Origin of the sequence: Paraburkholderia sp. BR10923 (assembly GCF_040948765.1) — a bacterium.
Taxonomy (GTDB): Bacteria; Pseudomonadota; Gammaproteobacteria; order Burkholderiales; family Burkholderiaceae; genus Paraburkholderia; species Paraburkholderia youngii.
Genome location: NZ_JBFPKO010000002.1, coordinates 128,133 through 146,177, shown reverse-complemented (window position 1 = coordinate 146,177; position 18,045 = coordinate 128,133). Strand labels below are relative to the sequence as shown.

At 60.1% G+C, this 18,045-nt stretch carries 21 protein-coding genes and 1 pseudogene; 11 read left to right on the top strand and 11 right to left on the bottom strand.

The genetic code is table 11. The features are described from left to right. Positions 1-9: 9 nt before the first annotated feature. Both AB3X94_RS04100 and AB3X94_RS04095 read right to left on the bottom strand, forming a co-directional pair. Entirely contained in the window at positions 10-342 is a 333-nt protein-coding gene (locus AB3X94_RS04100; protein WP_176106930.1) for a hypothetical protein, read from the bottom strand. Between the two features lie 73 nt (positions 343-415). Further along, positions 416-634, bottom strand: a complete 219-nt coding sequence (locus AB3X94_RS04095; protein WP_176106929.1) for a hypothetical protein — start codon at positions 632-634, stop codon at positions 416-418. A gap of 40 nt (positions 635-674) precedes the next feature. Here AB3X94_RS04095 and AB3X94_RS04090 point away from each other — a divergent pair, with 40 nt between their 5' ends. Further along, entirely contained in the window at positions 675-1,874 is a 1,200-nt protein-coding gene (locus AB3X94_RS04090; RefSeq protein WP_368610840.1) for a TIGR03118 family protein, read from the top strand. Positions 1,875-1,929: 55 nt separating this feature from the next. On the opposite strand, the gene AB3X94_RS04085 is transcribed toward AB3X94_RS04090, so the two are convergent. Beyond that, a complete protein-coding gene (locus AB3X94_RS04085) occupies positions 1,930-2,667 on the bottom strand; it encodes a transporter substrate-binding domain-containing protein (RefSeq protein WP_368610839.1) in 738 nt (245 codons plus the stop codon). Beyond that, positions 2,664-2,807, bottom strand: a complete 144-nt coding sequence (locus AB3X94_RS04080) for a hypothetical protein (protein WP_176378701.1) — start codon at positions 2,805-2,807, stop codon at positions 2,664-2,666. The genes AB3X94_RS04085 and AB3X94_RS04080 overlap by 4 nt, the downstream gene beginning before the upstream one ends. On the opposite strand from AB3X94_RS04080, the gene AB3X94_RS04075 reads away from it, so the two are divergent. The 4 genes and pseudogenes from AB3X94_RS04075 (at position 2,806) to AB3X94_RS04060 (ending at position 4,564) form a co-directional block, all read left to right on the top strand. Then, positions 2,806-3,387 carry an RNA polymerase sigma factor gene (locus tag AB3X94_RS04075; protein ID WP_368610838.1) on the top strand — a complete coding sequence of 194 codons (582 nt, stop codon included), beginning with the start codon at positions 2,806-2,808 and terminating at the stop codon, positions 3,385-3,387. The two genes, AB3X94_RS04080 and AB3X94_RS04075, sit on opposite strands and share 2 nt — an antisense overlap. Before the next feature lie 12 nt (positions 3,388-3,399). After that, entirely contained in the window at positions 3,400-3,708 is a 309-nt protein-coding gene (locus AB3X94_RS04070) for a hypothetical protein (protein ID WP_176106925.1), read from the top strand. A 72-nt stretch (positions 3,709-3,780) separates the two neighbouring features. Further along, a complete protein-coding gene (locus AB3X94_RS04065) occupies positions 3,781-3,828 on the top strand; it encodes a hypothetical protein (RefSeq protein ID WP_368611018.1) in 48 nt (15 codons plus the stop codon). Positions 3,829-3,850: 22 nt separating this feature from the next. Then, positions 3,851-4,564 (top strand): annotated as a pseudogene (locus tag AB3X94_RS04060) (O-methyltransferase). 130 nt (positions 4,565-4,694) lie between these two features. Here AB3X94_RS04060 and AB3X94_RS04055 read toward each other — a convergent pair. Then, positions 4,695-5,243, bottom strand: a complete 549-nt coding sequence (locus tag AB3X94_RS04055) for a carboxymuconolactone decarboxylase family protein (RefSeq protein ID WP_368610837.1) — start codon at positions 5,241-5,243, stop codon at positions 4,695-4,697. 324 nt (positions 5,244-5,567) lie between these two features. Here AB3X94_RS04055 and AB3X94_RS04050 point away from each other — a divergent pair, with 324 nt between their 5' ends. Then, entirely contained in the window at positions 5,568-5,984 is a 417-nt protein-coding gene (locus AB3X94_RS04050; protein WP_368610836.1) for a plastocyanin/azurin family copper-binding protein, read from the top strand. Between the two features lie 120 nt (positions 5,985-6,104). Here the strand turns inward: AB3X94_RS04050 and AB3X94_RS04045 are convergent, their stop codons facing one another. Further along, a complete protein-coding gene (locus AB3X94_RS04045; RefSeq protein WP_368610835.1) occupies positions 6,105-7,520 on the bottom strand; it encodes a UbiA family prenyltransferase in 1,416 nt (471 codons plus the stop codon). A gap of 825 nt (positions 7,521-8,345) precedes the next feature. On the opposite strand from AB3X94_RS04045, the gene AB3X94_RS04040 reads away from it, so the two are divergent. Then, on the top strand, positions 8,346-9,950 hold the full coding sequence (locus AB3X94_RS04040) for a hypothetical protein (protein WP_246391959.1): 1,605 nt from the start codon (positions 8,346-8,348) through the stop codon (positions 9,948-9,950). A 327-nt stretch (positions 9,951-10,277) separates the two neighbouring features. Here AB3X94_RS04040 and AB3X94_RS04035 read toward each other — a convergent pair whose 3' ends face one another. Both AB3X94_RS04035 and AB3X94_RS04030 read right to left on the bottom strand, forming a co-directional pair. Beyond that, positions 10,278-10,439, bottom strand: coding sequence for a hypothetical protein (locus AB3X94_RS04035; protein ID WP_368610834.1), 162 nt, complete (start codon positions 10,437-10,439; stop codon positions 10,278-10,280). Between the two features lie 92 nt (positions 10,440-10,531). Next, positions 10,532-11,443 (bottom strand): CHAD domain-containing protein, encoded by a 912-nt coding sequence (locus tag AB3X94_RS04030; RefSeq protein WP_368611017.1) that lies wholly within the window; start codon positions 11,441-11,443, stop codon positions 10,532-10,534. A gap of 240 nt (positions 11,444-11,683) precedes the next feature. Between AB3X94_RS04030 and AB3X94_RS04025 the strand changes: the two genes are divergently transcribed. Continuing rightward, on the top strand, positions 11,684-12,052 hold the full coding sequence (locus AB3X94_RS04025; RefSeq protein ID WP_176106920.1) for an NUDIX hydrolase: 369 nt from the start codon (positions 11,684-11,686) through the stop codon (positions 12,050-12,052). A gap of 66 nt (positions 12,053-12,118) precedes the next feature. Here AB3X94_RS04025 and AB3X94_RS04020 read toward each other — a convergent pair whose 3' ends face one another. After that, positions 12,119-13,360, bottom strand: a complete 1,242-nt coding sequence (locus AB3X94_RS04020; protein ID WP_176106919.1) for a cystathionine gamma-synthase family protein — start codon at positions 13,358-13,360, stop codon at positions 12,119-12,121. Between the two features lie 202 nt (positions 13,361-13,562). On the opposite strand from AB3X94_RS04020, the gene AB3X94_RS04015 reads away from it, so the two are divergent. Next, positions 13,563-15,182, top strand: coding sequence for a DHA2 family efflux MFS transporter permease subunit (locus AB3X94_RS04015; RefSeq protein ID WP_368610833.1), 1,620 nt, complete (start codon positions 13,563-13,565; stop codon positions 15,180-15,182). A 10-nt stretch (positions 15,183-15,192) separates the two neighbouring features. Here the strand turns inward: AB3X94_RS04015 and AB3X94_RS04010 are convergent, their stop codons facing one another. Together AB3X94_RS04010 and AB3X94_RS04005 are read right to left on the bottom strand one after the other, a co-directional pair. Next, positions 15,193-15,591 carry a hypothetical protein gene (locus AB3X94_RS04010; protein WP_368589765.1) on the bottom strand — a complete coding sequence of 133 codons (399 nt, stop codon included), beginning with the start codon at positions 15,589-15,591 and terminating at the stop codon, positions 15,193-15,195. 93 nt (positions 15,592-15,684) lie between these two features. Next, a complete protein-coding gene (locus tag AB3X94_RS04005) occupies positions 15,685-16,680 on the bottom strand; it encodes an aldo/keto reductase (protein WP_368610832.1) in 996 nt (331 codons plus the stop codon). 174 nt (positions 16,681-16,854) lie between these two features. Between AB3X94_RS04005 and AB3X94_RS04000 the strand changes: the two genes are divergently transcribed. Both AB3X94_RS04000 and AB3X94_RS03995 read left to right on the top strand, forming a co-directional pair. Next, on the top strand, positions 16,855-17,451 hold the full coding sequence (locus AB3X94_RS04000; RefSeq protein ID WP_368610831.1) for an isochorismatase family cysteine hydrolase: 597 nt from the start codon (positions 16,855-16,857) through the stop codon (positions 17,449-17,451). 84 nt (positions 17,452-17,535) lie between these two features. After that, the gene (locus tag AB3X94_RS03995) at positions 17,536-18,045 is read left to right on the top strand and encodes a hypothetical protein (RefSeq protein ID WP_368610830.1); all 510 of its coding nucleotides are present in this window, start codon (positions 17,536-17,538) and stop codon (positions 18,043-18,045) included.

The window sequence follows — 18,045 nt, the reverse complement described above, 5'->3', positions numbered from 1 at the left end:
TGCCAGCTGTTAATGGCCGGTAGCGGCTGGCGATACCACGCTCGGGGTCGCCAGCGTGTTGTTGGTCTTGGGCGCGGGGGTGGCGGTCGTCGAGCCGGTGTCGTTGCTCGGCAGGCCCGAGTTCGGCGCCTTGGCGCCCATGCCGCTGTCCGAGTTGGTGTTGCCTGGCATGCCGTAGCCGCCTGACGTTGTGCCGTTCATCTGATTCGACGGACTGGCGGTGCTGCCTGCGTTTCCGGTCGAACCGCTGCCGCTCTGACCTCCGGCCATCTGCGCAAAAGCGCCTCCCGACAGCGAGAGTGCGGCGACGGCCGCGACTAGTGTGATGGTTGCCTTGCTCATGATCCGCCCCTCCTTGATTGGACTGGAAGATAGACGCAGACAGTTGTCGCCTGCGCTACAGGAAATGTCGCAATCAGCGTGCCGCGCGTTTTCTCAGGTGCTGAATCGACGGTTGAATTTCACGCAGTGACGGCTCGATACAAGTTTTGGCCGCACGCATGGAATAGTCACGCCCCGTGTTCGTTGCGTACCAATCGCTTTTGTCTGGACGAACTCGACCATTGCGATCGCACGGGATCTGCCGCGAAATCAGCCGCTCCGCCGGAATAAACCCGATGCCGTGCTCGTTCATTGAGCGTTAGGTCCTTTGGGGCAGAACAAGGAGTGCGGTCATGAAGTCTCTACTCGCTATATTCGGCGTCGTTGCATGCGGCGCGGCCGTCGCGACTCTTGTGTCATGCGGCGGCGGAGGCGGCGGTAGCTCGAATTCGAGCAGCACGAGCCCGCCGGTTCAGTCGTCGTTCACAGCGACGGCGCTCGTATCCGATGGCGCGGTGCCGGCCGCACACACCGACGCAAATCTGAAAAACCCTTGGGGCGTCGCCTTCAATCCCAATGGTTTCGCCTGGGTCGCGGACAATGGCACCAATGTCGCGACGCTCTATGACGGCAATGGCGTGCCCCAATCGCTGGTCGTCACGATACCCGATGGCAAGAACGGCTCCGCATCGCCGACGGGCATCGTGTTCAACGGAACACAAAGCTTCCTCGTCACGGAAAACGGCAAGTCCGGAGTCGCTGCATTCATCTTCACGGGCGAAGGCGGCACCATCACCGCCTGGGCGCCCGCCGTCGGGCCGACCAATGCGTTCGTCATGTACGACGATGGTGCCGGTGGTGCCGTCTATAAGGGCCTCGCGCTCGCCGCCATGAACAATGGCAACTTCCTCTACGCGACGGACTTCCATAACAACAAGATCGACGTCTTCGATAGCTCGTTCACGAAGGTCTCGATGCCCGGCGCCTTCACGGACCCGGCGATGCCGGCGGGCTTCGCGCCGTTCGGCATTCAGGCGATCGGCTCGAATCTGTTCGTCACCTATGCAATGCAGGACGCAGCCAAACACGACGATGTCCCGGGCGCGGGGCTCGGCATGGTCGATGTGTACGACACCGCGGGCAATCTGAAGCAACGCTTCGCAACAGGCGGTTCGCTGAACGCGCCGTGGGGTATTGCGCAGGCGCCCGCGAGTTTCGGCTCGATGAGCGGCGCAATCATAATCGGCAATTTCGGTGATGGCATGATCAATGCGTTCAACGCATCGAGCGGGCAGTCGATGGGACCGATCAGTGGACCGAACAACAGCCCGATCGTCGAACACGGCATATGGGGCATCGCGTTCGGCAACGACCTCAGCAATCAGCCTTCCAGCACGCTCTTCTTCGCGGCGGGCCCGAATGACGAAGCAGATGGCGTCTACGGAAGAATCGATCTGAATACGGCAACGTCGAGCTCGGGCACGACCACGACCACGACCCCGGGCACAGGCACGGGCACAAGCGCGGGCGGAGGGATGAGCGTTGGAATGTAGCGCCAAGCGCGTAATGGACAAGCGCCGCTCTTGATGCCAGAGCGGCGGGATTTCTTTATCCTCGACCCGCGATAGCGGGATCGATCTCGTTGTGTGTCAGGCCGAAAGCCGCCATGCGCGCACGATGATCCGGTGAGCCCAGATATGAACGAAGGGCCTGGTTTACCGCCTGGATCAGATTGCTGTTACTTCTATTGAACGAGAATGCCCCGAGCGGCGGCTTCTGCTGCTGGCTCTTCGTTCCCGGTTCGTGCTCGACGGCCTCGAGCATTGAGCCTCCGATCCGGCTCGCAACTATCCGATTCCCCAAGGCCGTGCTCGCATAGGCATCGATGGCGCCGGAGAGCACCGCTTCGATAGCATCGGCCTGATGCTCGAAGACGGTAATCTGATCCTCGCTTACGCCAGATGCTCTCGCTGAGTCGTGCTGAACCTGTCCGGCTATGATGCCAACGCGCGCGCCAGCGCGTTTGGCGAGTGACGCGTAGCTGTCGAGCGCTTTCGGGTTTCCAGTCCGAACCAGAAAACCGTCTGCGATCCCCCATACGGGGACGCTGAACGCGACCCTATCGGCGCGTTCACGCGTGACGAACAGCGGAACGTTCATATCCCACCTGCCTGCTTCGACGCCGGGCAGGAGTTCACTAAACGATGTCAGATGGTGCTCGATCCGGGTGGCACCGATCGCCCGAAGCACCGTGTCGGCCAGAGCGATGTCGGCACCGGTGGCAGTACCATCTGTTTCCATCCAACCGAACGGGGGCTCTTCGATGTACGCAATCGTGACCTTCATGGCTGGGTCTCCCACTTCTTGCCGTTACGTAATGGTCGCAAACCTGCTACGCATTGCATCGCGCGAATCGGCAGTTTCTCAGGGAAAAAATTTTCGCGCTCGCCACAATATTCGCGCTGCTGAAACGTCTTCAGGCGCATGGAACCGCCACCCACCTCGCACCCGATGACCGACCGAGACAGCGACATCACCGCGACCGTGGTGCGCGAGCGCACGAGGCTCGTCAATTTTATCCGGCGTCGGATACGCGACCCGGACGATGCCGAGGACATCCTGCAGGATGTGTTCCACGAATTCGTGCAGGCTTACCGGCTTCCGGCTCCGATCGAACAGGCGAGCGCGTGGCTTTTTCGCGCGGCGCGCAATCGCATCATCGATCGTTTTCGCAAGAAGAAAGAGCAACCGATGGCGGATCTGTCCGAGGCCGAGGACGACGCCAGCGGCGAGTATCGCCTCGACCTCGCGCTGCCGGCGCACGATGCCGGTCCCGAAGCCCTCTACGCTCGCGCTGTATTGCTCAAGGCTCTGCAGGATGCGCTCGATGAATTGCCGCCGAATCAACGTGAGGTATTTATTGCGCACGAACTGGAGGGGCGGTCCTTCAAAGACATGGTGGCGGAAAGCGGCGTCGCGCTCAACACGCTGCTCGCGCGCAAGCGCTATGCGGTCTTGCATCTGCGCGCCCGACTGCAGGCCATTTACGACGAACTGGATATTTAGAGGAGTCGACGGATGAAGTTTCGAATCAGATGCGTGGGTAAAGCGCTGCTCGTGGTGATCGCGATAGCCGTGCTCGGGTTGGTGGTGATGACGTTATGGAATTGGGTGATGCCGGCGCTATTCGTCGGCGCCCGCGCGATCGACTTCGCGCATGCGTTGGGCTTGCTGGTTTTGAGCCGCATCCTGTTTGGCGGATTCCGCGGACATGGCGGCTGGCGCGGACGGCGTCACTGGCGAAAATGGGAAGCGATGACGCCTGAAGAGCGCGAGCATTTTCGGGCGGCATGGCGATCGGACCGCGACCGGCGCGACGGAGATTGAACGTGCGCGAGGAATCGACGGTCGACTGCAAACAGCGGTCGGGCGTGATTGCGCCGGTCGTGCGGTCTTTGTGTGGCGGCGTGCCCCGAAGGCGCGATCAAGCTCGCCGGAACGGCATAGCGGTACACGTCAAGGAGCGCATATGGCTTCGTCAACCACGGATCTTCTGCGACGGCTTCACGAACAGAGTCAGACCGAGGTGATAGCCCGCGCACGCGCGCAATTCCAGGGATCGAGTGAGGAGTCTGACTCTTTCGGAGGATTACGAAACCCTCGCGCCGCGACTCCGTGGACGGTTTCTCGAAACGCTCGGACTATCCAGCGAAGATTTCGAATCGTCGGAAGGCCCGCCTTTATCGTTGCGGTGTCGGCGGAAACGGGAAGGTTTTTGCGCAACATGGTGCTTTCGAACAAACCAGCTCGAATCCTAGAACTCGGCAGTTCGTGCGGGGTGTCCACGCTGTATTTCGCCGAGGCTCTTCGCATGTTAGGCAGTGGCATGGTTGTCGCGACTGAACTCGATGCCGGCAAGTGCGCGCAACTTCGGGCCCATGTCGGAATGGCGGGCGTGGACGCTTATGTCGACGTGCGGGAGGGCGATGTGTTCGAAACCGTTGCCGAGTTGGACGGTACTTTCGACATGGTGTTTATCGACGTATGGGCCGACAGCTATCTGAATCTGTTCAACGGGATCGAGCGCCTGCTGCGGCCGGGGTCGATCGTTCTCGCCGACAATATGTACACAGCCGAGGACGCCGTTCGGCCATTCAAGCGCTATCTCGACGGCGATTCGCGCTTTTCCACCACGACGCTGAACTTTGAATCGGGGGTCGAATTTACCGTTGTCGTGTCTTAGGCAGAAATCGGTTCATGTGCCTGACCGAACAGGCATGCAGGAGAAAAGGCCCTTTCCCCGTGAGGAAAGGGCTTTATCAGGCATTCCGCGGCAGCGGGCTCTATTGCTATTCACGCCGCCCCAACTTGCATCAAGCCTTCCATTCGTAGGGCTGCAAGAGTTCTTCGAGCGGCGGCTGGGTGACGTTCGCGGTGTAGTTCGTCATCGTCGAGGCGGCGACCACGAGGACGACATCAAGCACCAGCGCCTGATCGAAGCCGGCCTCGGTGAACGCAACGATGTCGTGGTCGTCGATGCGGCCGCGCTTTTCGATCAGCGTGCGTGCGAGGCGTGACAGCGCCGCAAGCTTGGCGTCCTGCGGGAAGCGGCGTTCGCGGATCGCCTGCACGTCGGTCTCGCTCAGACCCTCCTTAAGCCCGAGGAATGAGTGGAATGCGACCGGCCAGGCGGAGCCATTGGTCACCGCATTCGTGAGCAGCAGTACCTGCATCTGCTGTTCGTCGAGGTTGCCGCCGTGCGCCTGATTGAACACACCCACGAGGGCAGTGATCAGTCTCGGTGAGCCCGCCATTTTGGCAGGCATATTGGGCACCATACCGAAGATCTCGGCGAGGCTGTTCAGCGCGGGCTTCGATTGTTCGGGTGCGGATTCGAGCGTATAGGTGGGAAAGTTGGCCATGGTATTTCCTCGAGGTTCGGGGGATATCGCTGGGTACGTTCGGGCGACATGCACAGATTAGTCAGAGGCGCGAGTCCCGCCAATTACATGGCAGGTAATAAACGAACCACACTATTCACGGGGCGCGGCGAGCAAAGCGATATGCCGCGCCTCAGCGGACTTACGGAATAAGCCTTCCGCCGCGCACGTTTACTGCACGTATCGCGCAATGCGCAAAGCGCTCATGCCATCGCACAGGCAGGGGTATCTGCTTGTCCGATAAATTGGCCGCGGCAATCGCTCGACGCCAGACACGCGCGATATGTCGATTCAAAGGAGGGCGCCATGTATGGCACTTACAGAATCGCCATCCTCGCGGCTGTGATCGCGCTCGGGATGACATCGCATTCAGGCTGGGCGGAGCAAACCGTTGATGCAACATTGCTATCGAACTCGATCCAGCTCGGGACGCACACCGTCAAGGCGGGTCCCATCACGCTTGAAGTCACGAATGCTGCGGACAACAACATGGAACACGAACTCGTGGTGCTCAAGACAGATCTCTCGGACGATGCACTGCCCGTCAGCAAAGGACAGGTGCTGGAGCGCAGGCTGAAAAAGATCGGCGAAGTGGAAGACATCGCGCCGGGCAAGAGCAAGCGCGTGTCGTTCAAGCTTGCGCCTGGCCACTACGCGTTAATCTGCAACAAGGCGGGACACTATGCAGCGGGAATGCACACGGCGCTCGTCGTCACGCCGTAGAGCGTGCTTACTCACAAGCGAGCCACCGCAAACGGTGTTCGCCTTCACCAGGTGACAGTCGCAGCGGACCGTGGTTCTGTGCATGCATGGCTGGGCACAGAATAAAGAGCTAGCGTTTGATCAAATCGCAAAAAGGACTGCGGCTACGCAAAGCATCATGATGACCAGGCTAGAACGGTTCCTGAACGCATATACGATCGGGTCGTCATGCATCTGGCCTCGGAACGCTACCATCCAGACGCGGCTGATCCAGTACAGCACGAGAACAAAGAAGATCCAAAGCCTGTGGGGATGACGATACAACCCTGTGACGGCAGCAGAATTCATGTAGAGCGCAAGAACGAGCACCGCGACATAGCCCGCAGCCGGTCCAAACGAGCGCACGATGCTCATGTCGGCCGTCAGATAACCTCGGCCAGACGTGGAGTCCTTGCCCTCCCGCTGCATTTTGTCGAGTTCGGTATAGCGCTTCACCAACGCGAGACTGAGGAATATCATCACCGAGAACATGATTAGCCAGTCTGACGGCACGACATCGACCGCCGCGCCCCCGGCCACGATGCGGGTGGTATAGAGCGCAGCCAGCGTGAAGACATCTACGAGCATCACCCGCTTCAGGTGGAAGGAATAAGCGAGTGTCATTGCGACGTAACACGCTAGCACGAGCTGAAACGCCGGCGGCAGGAAAACCGCCAGGCTCGCCGACGCCAGCAACAGGACGAACAACATGCCAATGCCGCTAACTAGCGGCAACTCGCCTGACGCAAACGGACGTTTGCACTTGCGACTATGGCGCCTGTCCGCGTCGAGATCGAGCATGTCATTCAATATATATACCGAAGACGCACACAAGCAGAACGAAAGAAATGCGATCCCGGCAACCTTCAGTGCATCGATATTTGTGAAGCGATGCGACGCAAGAAGCGGCACGAAGATCAACAGGTTTTTCACCCACTGATAGACGCGCATTTCCCGTACGGCCAGTCTGAAGAGAGACCGTTTGTTATCGAAGATGACCGTGGTTTGATTCACCTTCCGCGCGGCCGCCTGGATGCTCGTTCCTCCAACGACGATCGCCGTGCGCGCCTGCTTCCACACCGGCAGATCGGCTCGCGCGTTTCCGCAATAGTCGAACCCTTGCACGCCAAACTCCGCCGTTAAAACCGACGCCTTGTTCGTGCCTGACAGATTGATCGACTCGTTGCTCGACATCACCCCTTTGAAGAATCCGAGGTGACGCGCGATCTGTTCGGCAAACCGTTGATTCCCCGCAGTGCAGAGATAGAGGTCGCGGCCGGCCGCGCTCTCTTTCTTCAGGAAGTCGATCAGGCGTCCGTTGTATGGCAGCAGTGACACGTCGATTGCGGCCCGTTCGGCTATCTGCGCTTTGAGATAACCCTTTCCGCGCAGCAACCATTCCAGACAATAGAGCAGATAGAGCGGATTTCGCTTGACGAGGGCGAAAAACGACTCGATCAGAAGATCGCTGGACGTCAGTGTCCCATCCAGATCAACGCAAAGTGGAATGGCAGCCATAGTGACCTCGATGTACCTGAATCGTCATCAAACCTTCCAAAGTTTGAGCAATGCAAAGCCACATTGAGCCGCTGGATCAGCCCGCGAGCGCACGCGCCGCTGCCGCGACCCATTTCTGCGTCGTCGGCTCGGTCGGGTTCATCTACTGATTCCAGTGAATTTTTCTACTTGAGAAGCGCAACTGCGGCTGGAACGCGCCATGCTGCAGTGAAGGGTGCGCGCACGCTCCCTGCATGAAGATCGTGATCGTCATGCACTCGACCCTTGTCTGACCGCATCGATCTGTCGATAGGGGTAGCACCACAGATTCGTGCGCGGACAATGAAGCCAATCGCTGGCTATTGCCTGTTCGCTGCGCAGCAGCGAAACGTTAGAACCTGAAGCGAGCATAGACCTGCCGGCTCTAAGCGGTGTGACAGGGGCTCGGAATGTGGTGATATTGGCCGATAACGTTGAACACTCACCACGTCAGGGTGCACGCCTCGACTTTCGAGGCACCCCCATCGAGCCGGGTTATTTGTGCGGCGCTCCGACAGCAGAAAAGTGCCTTGGCGGTTCGCGCAATGCGAGCTTGTGCAACGCCACACAAATGCACATAATCGGCAGTGTTCGACATCGCTATCGTTCCTCTTCTACTTCGTTCATCCCAACCCCGGCCGTGCGTTGTGTTGTCGTGGGCATGCTTCGATGGTCAGAGCGGTGACCTGATAGAGGGCGGGCATGCGTCGACGGACGGGGGGTCTCCATCAACCAGAGAAGGCCCGCATTTCCACGATGACGAAAGACGCCACTCAGCGCGTGAACTCCACGCGGAAATCGATGAGGATGCAAGCCGCCCTCGAGCGTGTGAACTGGACGCAGCTGTGCGACCAGATCCTCATTTTCGTATTCGGCTCGTCGCTATATGCCGCAATCCTCTACAACTTCGACATCAATAGCGGCGTGCTGGCGGGAATCTGGGCGTTCGCGATCGTTGTAGCCGTCGTCATCTATGGCTATGTTTCCCGTTTCGAATGGCGCACCACGATCGTTACGGTACTATTCATCGCGGTGGTGTTGTTTGCGTTCGGATTCCTGCGGGAATTCAGTTTTGACGGCTTGAACTACCACGTCGCGACACCGCTATCGATAGATCACACCCTGAACGGCATTGCCGATACCGATGCACTGGGCGGAAGCTTCTGGGCCGAACACTACCCCAAGGCATTTGAATATTTTGCATACACGGCCAAGGTTCTGGCTTCACGATTCAATAGTGGAAAGTCATTTACGCTATTGCTCAGTGTTCCTGCCTGTGTTGCTCTAATGCGTGTGCTCCAGTCAGCGGGAATATCTGCCAGAGCTTCACTGATTGCTTCGGCTTGCTGCGTTTATAACCCGGTGGTGCTCGGCCAGGTGACGAGTTTTTATGTCGACGCTGCGCATTACTTCTGCTGGGTCATCTTTTCGGTCCATTTGCTTTTCGCCCTCAAGCGTAGGCCTTATTCCAGAGTTCAACTAGGTATCGCACTCGTGCTTCTGATCGGCTCGAAGCTGACAGGACCGGCCTTCGCCGCTATCTCGATCGCTGTTCTCTTCACAGCGGCGTTTATTGGCGGCGAAAAGAGACGCTTTCTGACTCAGAACCGGGGAGTTATCGGAGAGCTGGTCATCTGGTCTTTTGTTGCTGTCGTAGTGATCGGCTATTCGCCGTACGTGGAGAACATAGTCGCTGGAAAACACCTTTTCTACCCCGTGCTGGGCAGCGACAAGATCGATATCATCGGTGGAAGAGTGTCAGCAGACTTTCTTGCAATGAATCCTTTGCAAAGGATATTCCTCTCGTATTTCTCGCTGCCGCTGGATTGCAGGCCGTGCGAGAACGCGGAGCCTACCTTCGTCCCGTCATATGCGCACTTGCGCGACGCGTTTATCGCGCTGCACACGGCTGCTACGCGTTTTGGCGCATTCGGACCCTTCTTCGGGGTTATGTTTATTGCGTGCATCGCTTCTTTGTTCTGGAGGAGGAGAGGCGGCGGTGAGATTGCGAAGATATTTCTTCTCGCGACGTTAGCGAGCGTGCTGCTACATCCGCAATCGTGGTGGGCCCGCTACGTCCCGATGTTTTATATGGTCCCTTTTCTGGTCATTGCGGGCTTTTCATCCGCTCGGAAACTATTCCATGTGGTAGTCGCCGTCGCCATCGCGAATTCGGTTCTCGCTGCGGCAAGCGTTACCGGCTACCTCCTGCTGAAGGAAACGCACTACAAAAACCAGGTGGCTGCAGTGCGCACCATGTGCGGTGAAGAACCAATATTGCTAGCATCTTCGGAGATGAATTGGGAAGCGGATTTGCGCGACGACCGTCTCGTGGTTGTTGCGGCGGGAAGGCATCCGGCCAATTCGAGTTGTCCCGTGAACTTCGACGAGATGATGGTAATGAAGAAGTAGGCGTCTAGCGTGTAATCCTCTCGATTGCTCAAGCGACAGAATGGGTCGTCATTGTTCTGCAGGACTGCGGCGGGTCTGCTCGCTGAAGACCACTGTCGAGTGGCACCGATCTATTTGAGCCCCAAACGCTGTCTGACCAAGCTGTGCAACTCGGGAAGAGCCTTCCGGCGCACGAAGGATTCTGGGTCCTCAATGTCGATTTCGTGAAGAGTCTGATTGGGCCCGGCTACGGGGACTGAAATCGGCACCCGAGATCTTGCGTTCTGCGGCGGTATCCAGGTTCCTACCAATTTGCCATTTTGGCTGATGACAGCGATTTTCGACATTTCAGTTCCAGTCCTGGATATTCAGATTGTGCGGAACCGGACGCGAACCGGGATTTGTGATCGTAATCGTGTAATTCAGACCGTTATTAGTCGCGATCACGCCCTGATTGACGGTCACCAGAACGTCGCTGCCGATCACATCGTCGATTGTGTTTGCTGGCAATGCCCACATCAAAGACGGATTTGCAGCGTGGCGCAAAAGAAGCTATTCGGAGATGACGCAAAGCGAGTATCAACGAACTGATCCGGCCCGTCTCAGCTAGAGATGGCTCGAACCTGTCGCGATGCCGCCTGCATCCGTAGGGACTTCTGTTTTTCCAACCATTGCAGCGATTCCTGCACGACCTTGGGTGGAACTTCATTGAAGGACGCGTTGCGAATCAGCGCCTCGCTTGCGGCAATGTCGTTGAACTGCCCCAGCTTGTTCTGCACGGATGTCAGTTCCTTGATGGTGCGACTGTGTCCGCCTTTGATAACGGGTTGAAAAAACTCCAGCAGGTACCTCAGTTTTTTGCCTGCCTTTCTGACATCGTGGAGATCCTCCTCGTGGGGGTCCACGCTACGTGCAGCGCGTTTGCTGCGCTTTTGAAGTGCGCGTTGCGCTAAACGGACACGCTTTTCGGCGAACGCCCGAATGGCTAGACCGTCGCAGCGCGACAGCAGTGTGGTTTGCGCGCGAAGCAGGGCATCGTTCAGGAACGCCTCGACATCGTCGCTTTTGATCATCGTCTGACTATGCACGACCGCCTGCGCTCGCCTCTCGCGCGCCGCGGCCACCAGCGGTTCGATCGATGCGCCGGACTGCTGGGCGGCTTTCAGCAGATCGCCTGCTATGTCCCAGTCACGCGTTCCGCCTGCGACGGCCGCAAGACGCTTGAATTCTTCTGTGACTTGGGCGGTCGATTCGTCTCCGAGGTATGGGGAGTACGCCCAGTACAAAGCCCGAAGCTTTCTGAAAGCAACGCGAAGCTGATGAAACCCTTCGGCGTCGCTCTGCGTGGATAGCTCTTTTGCCCTTTGCACGGCTTCAGCCACCACCGGCGCCGCGAGCGACGAGAAGGTACTGGCAATGGAACTCGATTTAGACAGTGATGAACCGGCCGTCCGGCGGTTGACCTTGAAGAGCGCATTTGGCCGTGGCAAGGACCAGTCACCATCCATATCCATTGCAGCCTCGAATCGGAAAAAATATACTGCCGAGACCTTACCACAGGGAGCATCGACCGCCGCGATTGTGACGCGCTGATGACAGGCTTTGCCGTGCCGCGCGTTCATGGTCCGCGCTTCGAAAACATCACCGCATTCTGCGGTTCTGTATTAGCATGCTCAACTATGTCTGATAACGCCCGATACGCCGCCGCGTCGTGAGCGTCTTGAGAGCATCCAGGGCATAAGTGGGAGTCCGGTTTGAAGAAACGCGCCACCGTGATCTGTCGCAGAGGTAAGCGAATCCTTCTGGTCGCACGTAGTGCATCAAAGTGGGCTTTGCCGGGCGGGATTCTCAAGCGCGGCGAACACCGCACCGACGCCGCACTTCGGGAACTCAAGGAAGAAACACAACTCTCCGGGAAGTCAGCCAAGCACCTTTTCGACTTCCGCGGCAAGCAGAAGCACCATCACGTGTTTTCCTGCGAAATTCCGAATCGCGCCAAAGCTCGCCCGAGTAACGAAATATCCAGGTGTCGCTGGTTTCACCTGGATGACATTCCTCGCCTCGTGACCACCGGGCCGACAACCGATATCGTGAAGCTGATGAATCAGCGGCGCAGAAAGTAGCACTGCCAGCAGTGGGACGAGCGAGACCGGCGCACCAGTCTCGCTCCAATTTCAAAGTCCCGCCAACTACGCCGCCAACTTCAGCGCCTGCTCAAAATCGGCAATCAGGTCGTCGGTGTCCTCGATGCCCGCCGAGAGCCGCAGCATGCCGTCGGAAATCCCCATCGCCTTGCGCGTTTCCGGCCCGGCTTCGAAAAAGATCGTCGGCGCAACGGGAATGATCAGCGTGCGCGTGTCGCCGAGACCGGTCGCCTTGACCGGCAGCTTGAGCGCGTTGACGACTTCGACCATGCGATCCGCGTTGAGCAATTCAAACGACAACAGCCACGAGGCGCCCTTGAACAGCGTCTGAGCGATCTCGTATTGCGGATGGCTTTTCAGGCCAGGATAGAACACTTTGCCGATCGCTTCGTGCCCTTCGAGAAACTGCGCGAGCGCGAGCGCATTGTCGCTGCTTTGTTTCACACGCAAGGCGAGCGTTTCCGCGCCCATCGCGATCGAGTGCGCCTGCTCGGACGACAATGACGCCCCCATGTCTCGCAAGCCCTTCTTGCGGATCTGCAGAAGCCCCTGATCCTTCGCCGCCGAGCGCCGATAGTCGTCGGCGATATTCGGATACGCGCTCCAGTCGAACAGGCCCGTATCCGTCACCGCGCCACCGAGCGCGGCGCCATGACCCGCGATGGTCTTGGTCAGCGAGTTGATGACGAGGCTCGCGCCGACCGCCTTTGGCTTGAACAAGGCAGGCGAGGTGATCGTGTTGTCGACCACGTACGCGATGCCGCGCTCGCGGCACACGTCACCGATACCTTGCAGGTCCGGAATCTGCGTGCCCGGATTCGCGATGGTTTCGACGAACACCATGCGCGTATTCGGCCGGATTGCGTTCTCCACGTCGTCGAGGTTGCACGCGTCGACGGTCGTCACTTCGACGCCGAGCGCCCGCAATGTGCCGAACAGACTGTTGGTGTTGCCGAACACGTAACGGCTCGACACGAGATGATCGCCCGCGCGCAGCAGCGTGAGGAACGTCGCGGTGATGCCGGCCATGCCGGTGCTGAAGCAGACCGTGCCGACGCCTTCTTCGAGGCTGGTGATCTTGCGCTCGAGCGCGGCGGTGGTGGGGGTGCCTTGCCGTGCGTAATTGAAGCCGCCTTTCTTCGTGCCCTGGAACACGCCGATCAGGTCCTCGACGCGCTCGAAACCATATTGCACGGACGTATGAACTGGCTGACGCAAGGCGCCGTGCTCAGTGCCCGCGGTTCTGTCGCCGTGAACGATGCCAGTGGTGAAACCTTGCTTGTCCATTCCTTCTCCGCCTTTTCAGATCGATTGCTTCCGACCGATTATCGCCTGTAACCGTCCGCCGGCGAAGTCCTTGGCGTCCCGCCCGGCGGCGCCGGGCGCTCCGAATGGGCAAAACGCGCTCCGCGATGTTGCGCTGCGGGGTTGACTAGCCTCGGTGGCACGCACAGGCTCTAAGTCTCCATCGACCAGCACTGGAGGAAACGTGGCCAAGCCGAATACGGCGCGCATCATTGCCGCGCAGGCGAGTCCGTGCGACGAGCTCGTCATCCGCACACAGCCCCTCACGATTGACCGCCCATGCCGGCGCAAGCGGCTCGCGCTCGCCGCGACCATCGCTGGTTCGAGCATGGCGTTCATCGATGGCTCCGTCGTCAACGTCGCGCTGCCGTCCATTCAGAGCGAACTCGGCGCGAGCGTCGCGGCGATGCAGTGGGTCGTCAACGCGTATCTGCTGTTTCTCGGCTCCCTCGTGCTGGTCGGCGGATCGATGGGCGACAAACTCGGCCGGCGCACGGTGTTCATTGCGGGCGTCGGGCTTTTCACGCTGGCGTCGGCCGCTTGCGGGTTTGCACCGAATGCGTCTGCGCTGGTCGCCGCGCGCGCGGTTCAGGGCATCGGCGCGTCGCTGCTCGTGCCCAGCAGTCTCGCGATCATCGGCGCGGTGTTCGACGACGCCGCGCGCGGACGGGCGATCGGCACCTGGGCGGGCGTCGGCGCGATCACGTCGGCCGTGGGGCCGGTGGCGGGCGGCTGGCTCGTCGATGCGTGGTCGTGGCGCGCGATCTTCTTCCTGAACGTTCCCCTCGCGGCGCTGACGATCGCGCTCGCGATATTGGCGGTGCCCAACAGCCACCGCGCCGATGCACCGCGACAGATCGACTGGCCCGGCGCACTGAGCGCGGCCACGGGACTGGCCGCGCTGACGTTCGGCCTGACCGAAGCATCGGCGCGTGGCTTCGCGCATCCGCTCGTGTTCGGTGCGATTGGCGCCGGCGTGCTGATACTCGCGGCATTCGTGATCGTTGAGGCGCGCAGCCCTAACCCGATGGTGCCGCTCGATCTGTTTCGCTCGCGCGACTTCACCGGTGCCAATCTCGTCACCCTGCTGCTTTACTTTGGCCTTGGCGGCGCGTTCTTCTTCCTGCCGTTCACGCTGATCCGCGCGCATGGCTTCAGCGCGACCCAAGCGGGCGCGGCGCTGTTGCCGGTGCCTTTCATCATCGGTCTGCTATCGCGCTTCACCGGCGGTCTGACGAGCCGCTTCGGTTCGCGCGCGCTGCTGACCGTTGGCCCGGGCGTCGCCGGAATCGGCTTCACGCTGCTGGCGCTGCCGTTCGTGCGCGGCAGCTACTTGACTGGATTTTTCCCCGCGCTCGTCGTGCTCGGGCTCGGCATGACGATCACCGTCGCGCCGCTCACCACGACCGTGATGAGCGCGGTGCCTAGCGACCGCACAGGCGTAGCGTCCGGCATCAACAACGCGGTTGCGCGCGTGGCGGGCCTGCTGGCGATTGCGGTGCTCGGCATCGTCTTCCTGTGGTCGCATCACGCGGCGCTATCGGCGCGCCTCGACGAACTGCACGTACCGCAAGATGTGCGCCAGAGCGGGCAACTGCTGGCGCCGGTCGAGCAAGCGGGAGCGGCAGCAAGCGCCTCGCCTGCGCCGCGCGACACAGCCGTGGCGCGCGCGCAAGCCGATTCGATGACCGACGCGCTGCGCGCCGTCGCGCTCGTCTGCGCCGCGTGTGCGTTCGCTGGAGCGGGGCTCGCGATGGCGACCCTCCAGCCGCTGAATCGGGCGGCGGTAGCGCGCCCGCAGTGAGAGTCGAAACTCAGTGGTGAACGGGCCGTACCGGCGACCCCGTCGGGCGGATCACCGCGGCCGCTCGCGCCTCGATTCTTTCCGCGGACGAAGTAGGCTGATGCGGAATGGTTGCGCTGTCGTACCCGTTCATTTGTTCATCGATGACGAAGTCCGCGACTCTCATCGCGTCCATCGCGTTGCCGTCCACGTCGTTCCACTCGCGAATCGCGCGATTGATCTTGGTTAGCGCGGTGACGGCGAGCAGGATCGCGTCGGTCTCGGTGATCTTGCCTTCGAGATCGTCGACGAGGTAATCCGCAACACGTAGCGCCGCGCCGATCAAATTGCTGTCGTCGCTCAAGTCCGTCAGTACCGCATGAACCACTGCGAGGCAAGCATCTTTGCGTGCAAGTGCGATGTCCGTCATGAGGTTCTCCAGAGTCGAGGTGCCAGCACAATTTACTCCGAGTGCTCCCTGCATGTCGAATGCGCCCGCGGCGCAGCCGCCACCGCGTTGCCTTTACCAGCGCTGGTGGACGTGGGGCGCGATATGGTGCTGATAGATTTCCCGGACCCGCTGCATGAGCTCGTCGGACAGCGGCGCGAGGCTCGCGGCCGATACGTTCGACGCCGCCTGGGCGGCGTTTTTACTGCCAGGGATGATGACGGAGACGGCATCCTCCATCAGGATCCAGCGCAGGGCCAGTTGCGCCATCGAGGCGTCCACGGGTACGAGGCCGCGCAGTTCGTCGACCGCCTTCAACGCGATGTCGTAGGGCACGCCGGAGAACGTTTCGCCGACATCGAACGCCTCGCCATGCCGATTGAATGCACGATGATCGTCCGACGCGAAAACCGATTCCGCGGACAGCTTGCCCGTGAGCATGCCGCTCGCCAGAGGCACTCGCGCGATGACCGCAACGTCTTTCTTTTGCGCCTGCCTGAAGAACAGATCGGCGGGACGCTGACGGAACATGTTGTAGATGATCTGGACCGAAACCACATTTGGATATTCGATCGCCTTCAGCGCTTCTTCGACCTTTTCGACCGACACGCCGTAATAGCGGATCTTGCCGGCGGCGACGAAGTCGTCCATTGCGTCGAACACTTCGGGACGGTAGTACACCTCGGTCGGCGGGCAATGCAGTTGCACCAGGTCGAGCGTGTCGACGCCGAGGTTCGAGCGGCTCCGGTCGATGAACGCTTCGAGCTCACGCCTGTTCAGATAGCCGCTGGTCACATGCGGGTCGAGTCGGCGCCCGAGCTTCGTAGCGACGATGGGACGTTCGCCGCCTCGTTGCCGCAGCACGTCCCGGATGATCCGTTCCGAGCGACCGTCGCCGTAGACATCGGCCGTGTCGATGAACGTCACACCGTGATCGAGCGCGGCGTTCAGCGCGGCCTTGGCGTCATCTTCCGCAACGCTCCCCCACGAGCCGCCGATCGCCCATGCCCCAAAACCGATTTCAGACACATTCCAGCCGGTACGACCAAATTTTCTCGTCGAAAGCGTCATTTGGATGTTCATCCTCTGTTTTTGCGAAGTTACGTCGCAGGTGCTTCATTACCCTTGCGGGAGTGCCGGCGACCTTGGTACGTAGTGTAGCAAGCGGGCGGGGGCGTATGATTGCCACGGCATCGGAACGGCCGCTCTGACAACAGGAAGTGGAACCGGGATAAAGGTGGCGCAATGACAACCAACGCAGGTTCTGACGACATCGCGAACGAGGCCATCACACCATCGCGAACCGCGCTCATCGTGATGCACTATCAGACCGACATTCTCGGACTGTTTCCATCGGTCGCGCCGGCGTTGCTCGCCAATACGCGCAGGTTATGCGACGCGGCCCGGGCCAAAGGCGTCAGCGTCTATTTCGCCAATCTCCGGTTCAGTCCGGGCTATCCGGAAGTCAGCCCGTTAAACAGGAACGGGCAGGGAATCAAAAAACTTGGCCTCTTCCGCGAAGACCGGACCGCGCCCGAGTTGGGCCAGCAGGCCAACGAACCACTCGTCATCGCGCATCGTGCGAGCGTGTTCTTCGGCACCGATCTGGAGGCGCGACTCTCCGCGCAAGGTATCGATTCGCTGATGATGGTCGGCATCGCGTCGACCGGAGTCGTGCTCTCCTCGGTCGCGTACGCGAGCGACGCGGACTTTCGCCTGTACACGGTCAAGGATTGCTGTTACGACCCGGACCAGGTGGTCCATGAACATCTGTTTGCGACGGCGTTCGATTCACGCACGACGGTGCTGTCACTGGCGGACGCGTTGCTACTGCTCACATAGACCGATACCGACGACTCGACCCGTTAGCCTCGGCATGCCATTTGCTGACTGAAACCGGAAGACAAACTCACCAGGCGACAAACCGTGGCGCCGAAAGCAACGGACATCAGCGCGTTTCAGATTTTCGAGAGCGTCGTCATCCGCTTGTACGACGGCGGGGTGCTGTCGCCGGCGGTGCTCGAACGTGTCGTCGGCGCTTTCGCACAAGCGAATGTCGACTGGCATAGCACCGTGCAGGGCCGTTCGGTAGATGGCCGTTCACTGCACGAAATCGTCGCGCTGACGATGCTGCCCGGACAGCCGCTTCGATCGGCATCGGCATCATTCATGTCCGTGATCGAACACATCGCGGGCGCCGCCTCGCAAGCCGAATCAAAGCCCGCGAGACGGGGTAGAAAAGCCCCACCTCCGGCGGACAAAGCGGAAACGGAAGCGGAAGCGGGAACGGAATCGCAAGAACTGCTGGCGCAATTGTCCGGCAACGAACCATCCGGCAAGCGCCGCCGCGCGAACCAACAACAGGATCGGCCGGCGAGCCCGCACGGCTATAACCCGTTCGTCAACGCCCGGCCGCCGCGCTCGAAGAAGCCGTGA

Excerpts from the sequence above, each read along its gene's own strand:
- AB3X94_RS04055 (WP_368610837.1), bottom strand. The coding sequence starts at position 5,243 with ATGGCCAACTTTCCCACCTATACGCTCGAATCCGCACCCGAACAATCG.
- AB3X94_RS04090 (WP_368610840.1), top strand. The coding sequence starts at position 675 with ATGAAGTCTCTACTCGCTATATTCGGCGTCGTTGCATGCGGCGCGGCC.
- AB3X94_RS04020 (WP_176106919.1), bottom strand. The coding sequence starts at position 13,360 with ATGGACAAGCAAGGTTTCACCACTGGCATCGTTCACGGCGACAGAACC.
- AB3X94_RS04080 (WP_176378701.1), bottom strand. The coding sequence starts at position 2,807 with ATGCGCCTGAAGACGTTTCAGCAGCGCGAATATTGTGGCGAGCGCGAA.
- AB3X94_RS04045 (WP_368610835.1), bottom strand. The coding sequence starts at position 7,520 with ATGGCTGCCATTCCACTTTGCGTTGATCTGGATGGGACACTGACGTCC.
- AB3X94_RS04010 (WP_368589765.1), bottom strand. The coding sequence starts at position 15,591 with ATGACGGACATCGCACTTGCACGCAAAGATGCTTGCCTCGCAGTGGTT.
- AB3X94_RS04040 (WP_246391959.1), top strand. The coding sequence starts at position 8,346 with ATGCAAGCCGCCCTCGAGCGTGTGAACTGGACGCAGCTGTGCGACCAG.
- AB3X94_RS04050 (WP_368610836.1), top strand. The coding sequence starts at position 5,568 with ATGTATGGCACTTACAGAATCGCCATCCTCGCGGCTGTGATCGCGCTC.
- AB3X94_RS04000 (WP_368610831.1), top strand. The coding sequence starts at position 16,855 with ATGACAACCAACGCAGGTTCTGACGACATCGCGAACGAGGCCATCACA.
- AB3X94_RS04005 (WP_368610832.1), bottom strand. The coding sequence starts at position 16,680 with ATGACGCTTTCGACGAGAAAATTTGGTCGTACCGGCTGGAATGTGTCT.
- AB3X94_RS04075 (WP_368610838.1), top strand. The coding sequence starts at position 2,806 with ATGGAACCGCCACCCACCTCGCACCCGATGACCGACCGAGACAGCGAC.
- AB3X94_RS04070 (WP_176106925.1), top strand. The coding sequence starts at position 3,400 with ATGAAGTTTCGAATCAGATGCGTGGGTAAAGCGCTGCTCGTGGTGATC.
- AB3X94_RS04085 (WP_368610839.1), bottom strand. The coding sequence starts at position 2,667 with ATGAAGGTCACGATTGCGTACATCGAAGAGCCCCCGTTCGGTTGGATG.
- AB3X94_RS04095 (WP_176106929.1), bottom strand. The coding sequence starts at position 634 with ATGAACGAGCACGGCATCGGGTTTATTCCGGCGGAGCGGCTGATTTCG.
- AB3X94_RS04100 (WP_176106930.1), bottom strand. The coding sequence starts at position 342 with ATGAGCAAGGCAACCATCACACTAGTCGCGGCCGTCGCCGCACTCTCG.
- AB3X94_RS04030 (WP_368611017.1), bottom strand. The coding sequence starts at position 11,443 with ATGGATATGGATGGTGACTGGTCCTTGCCACGGCCAAATGCGCTCTTC.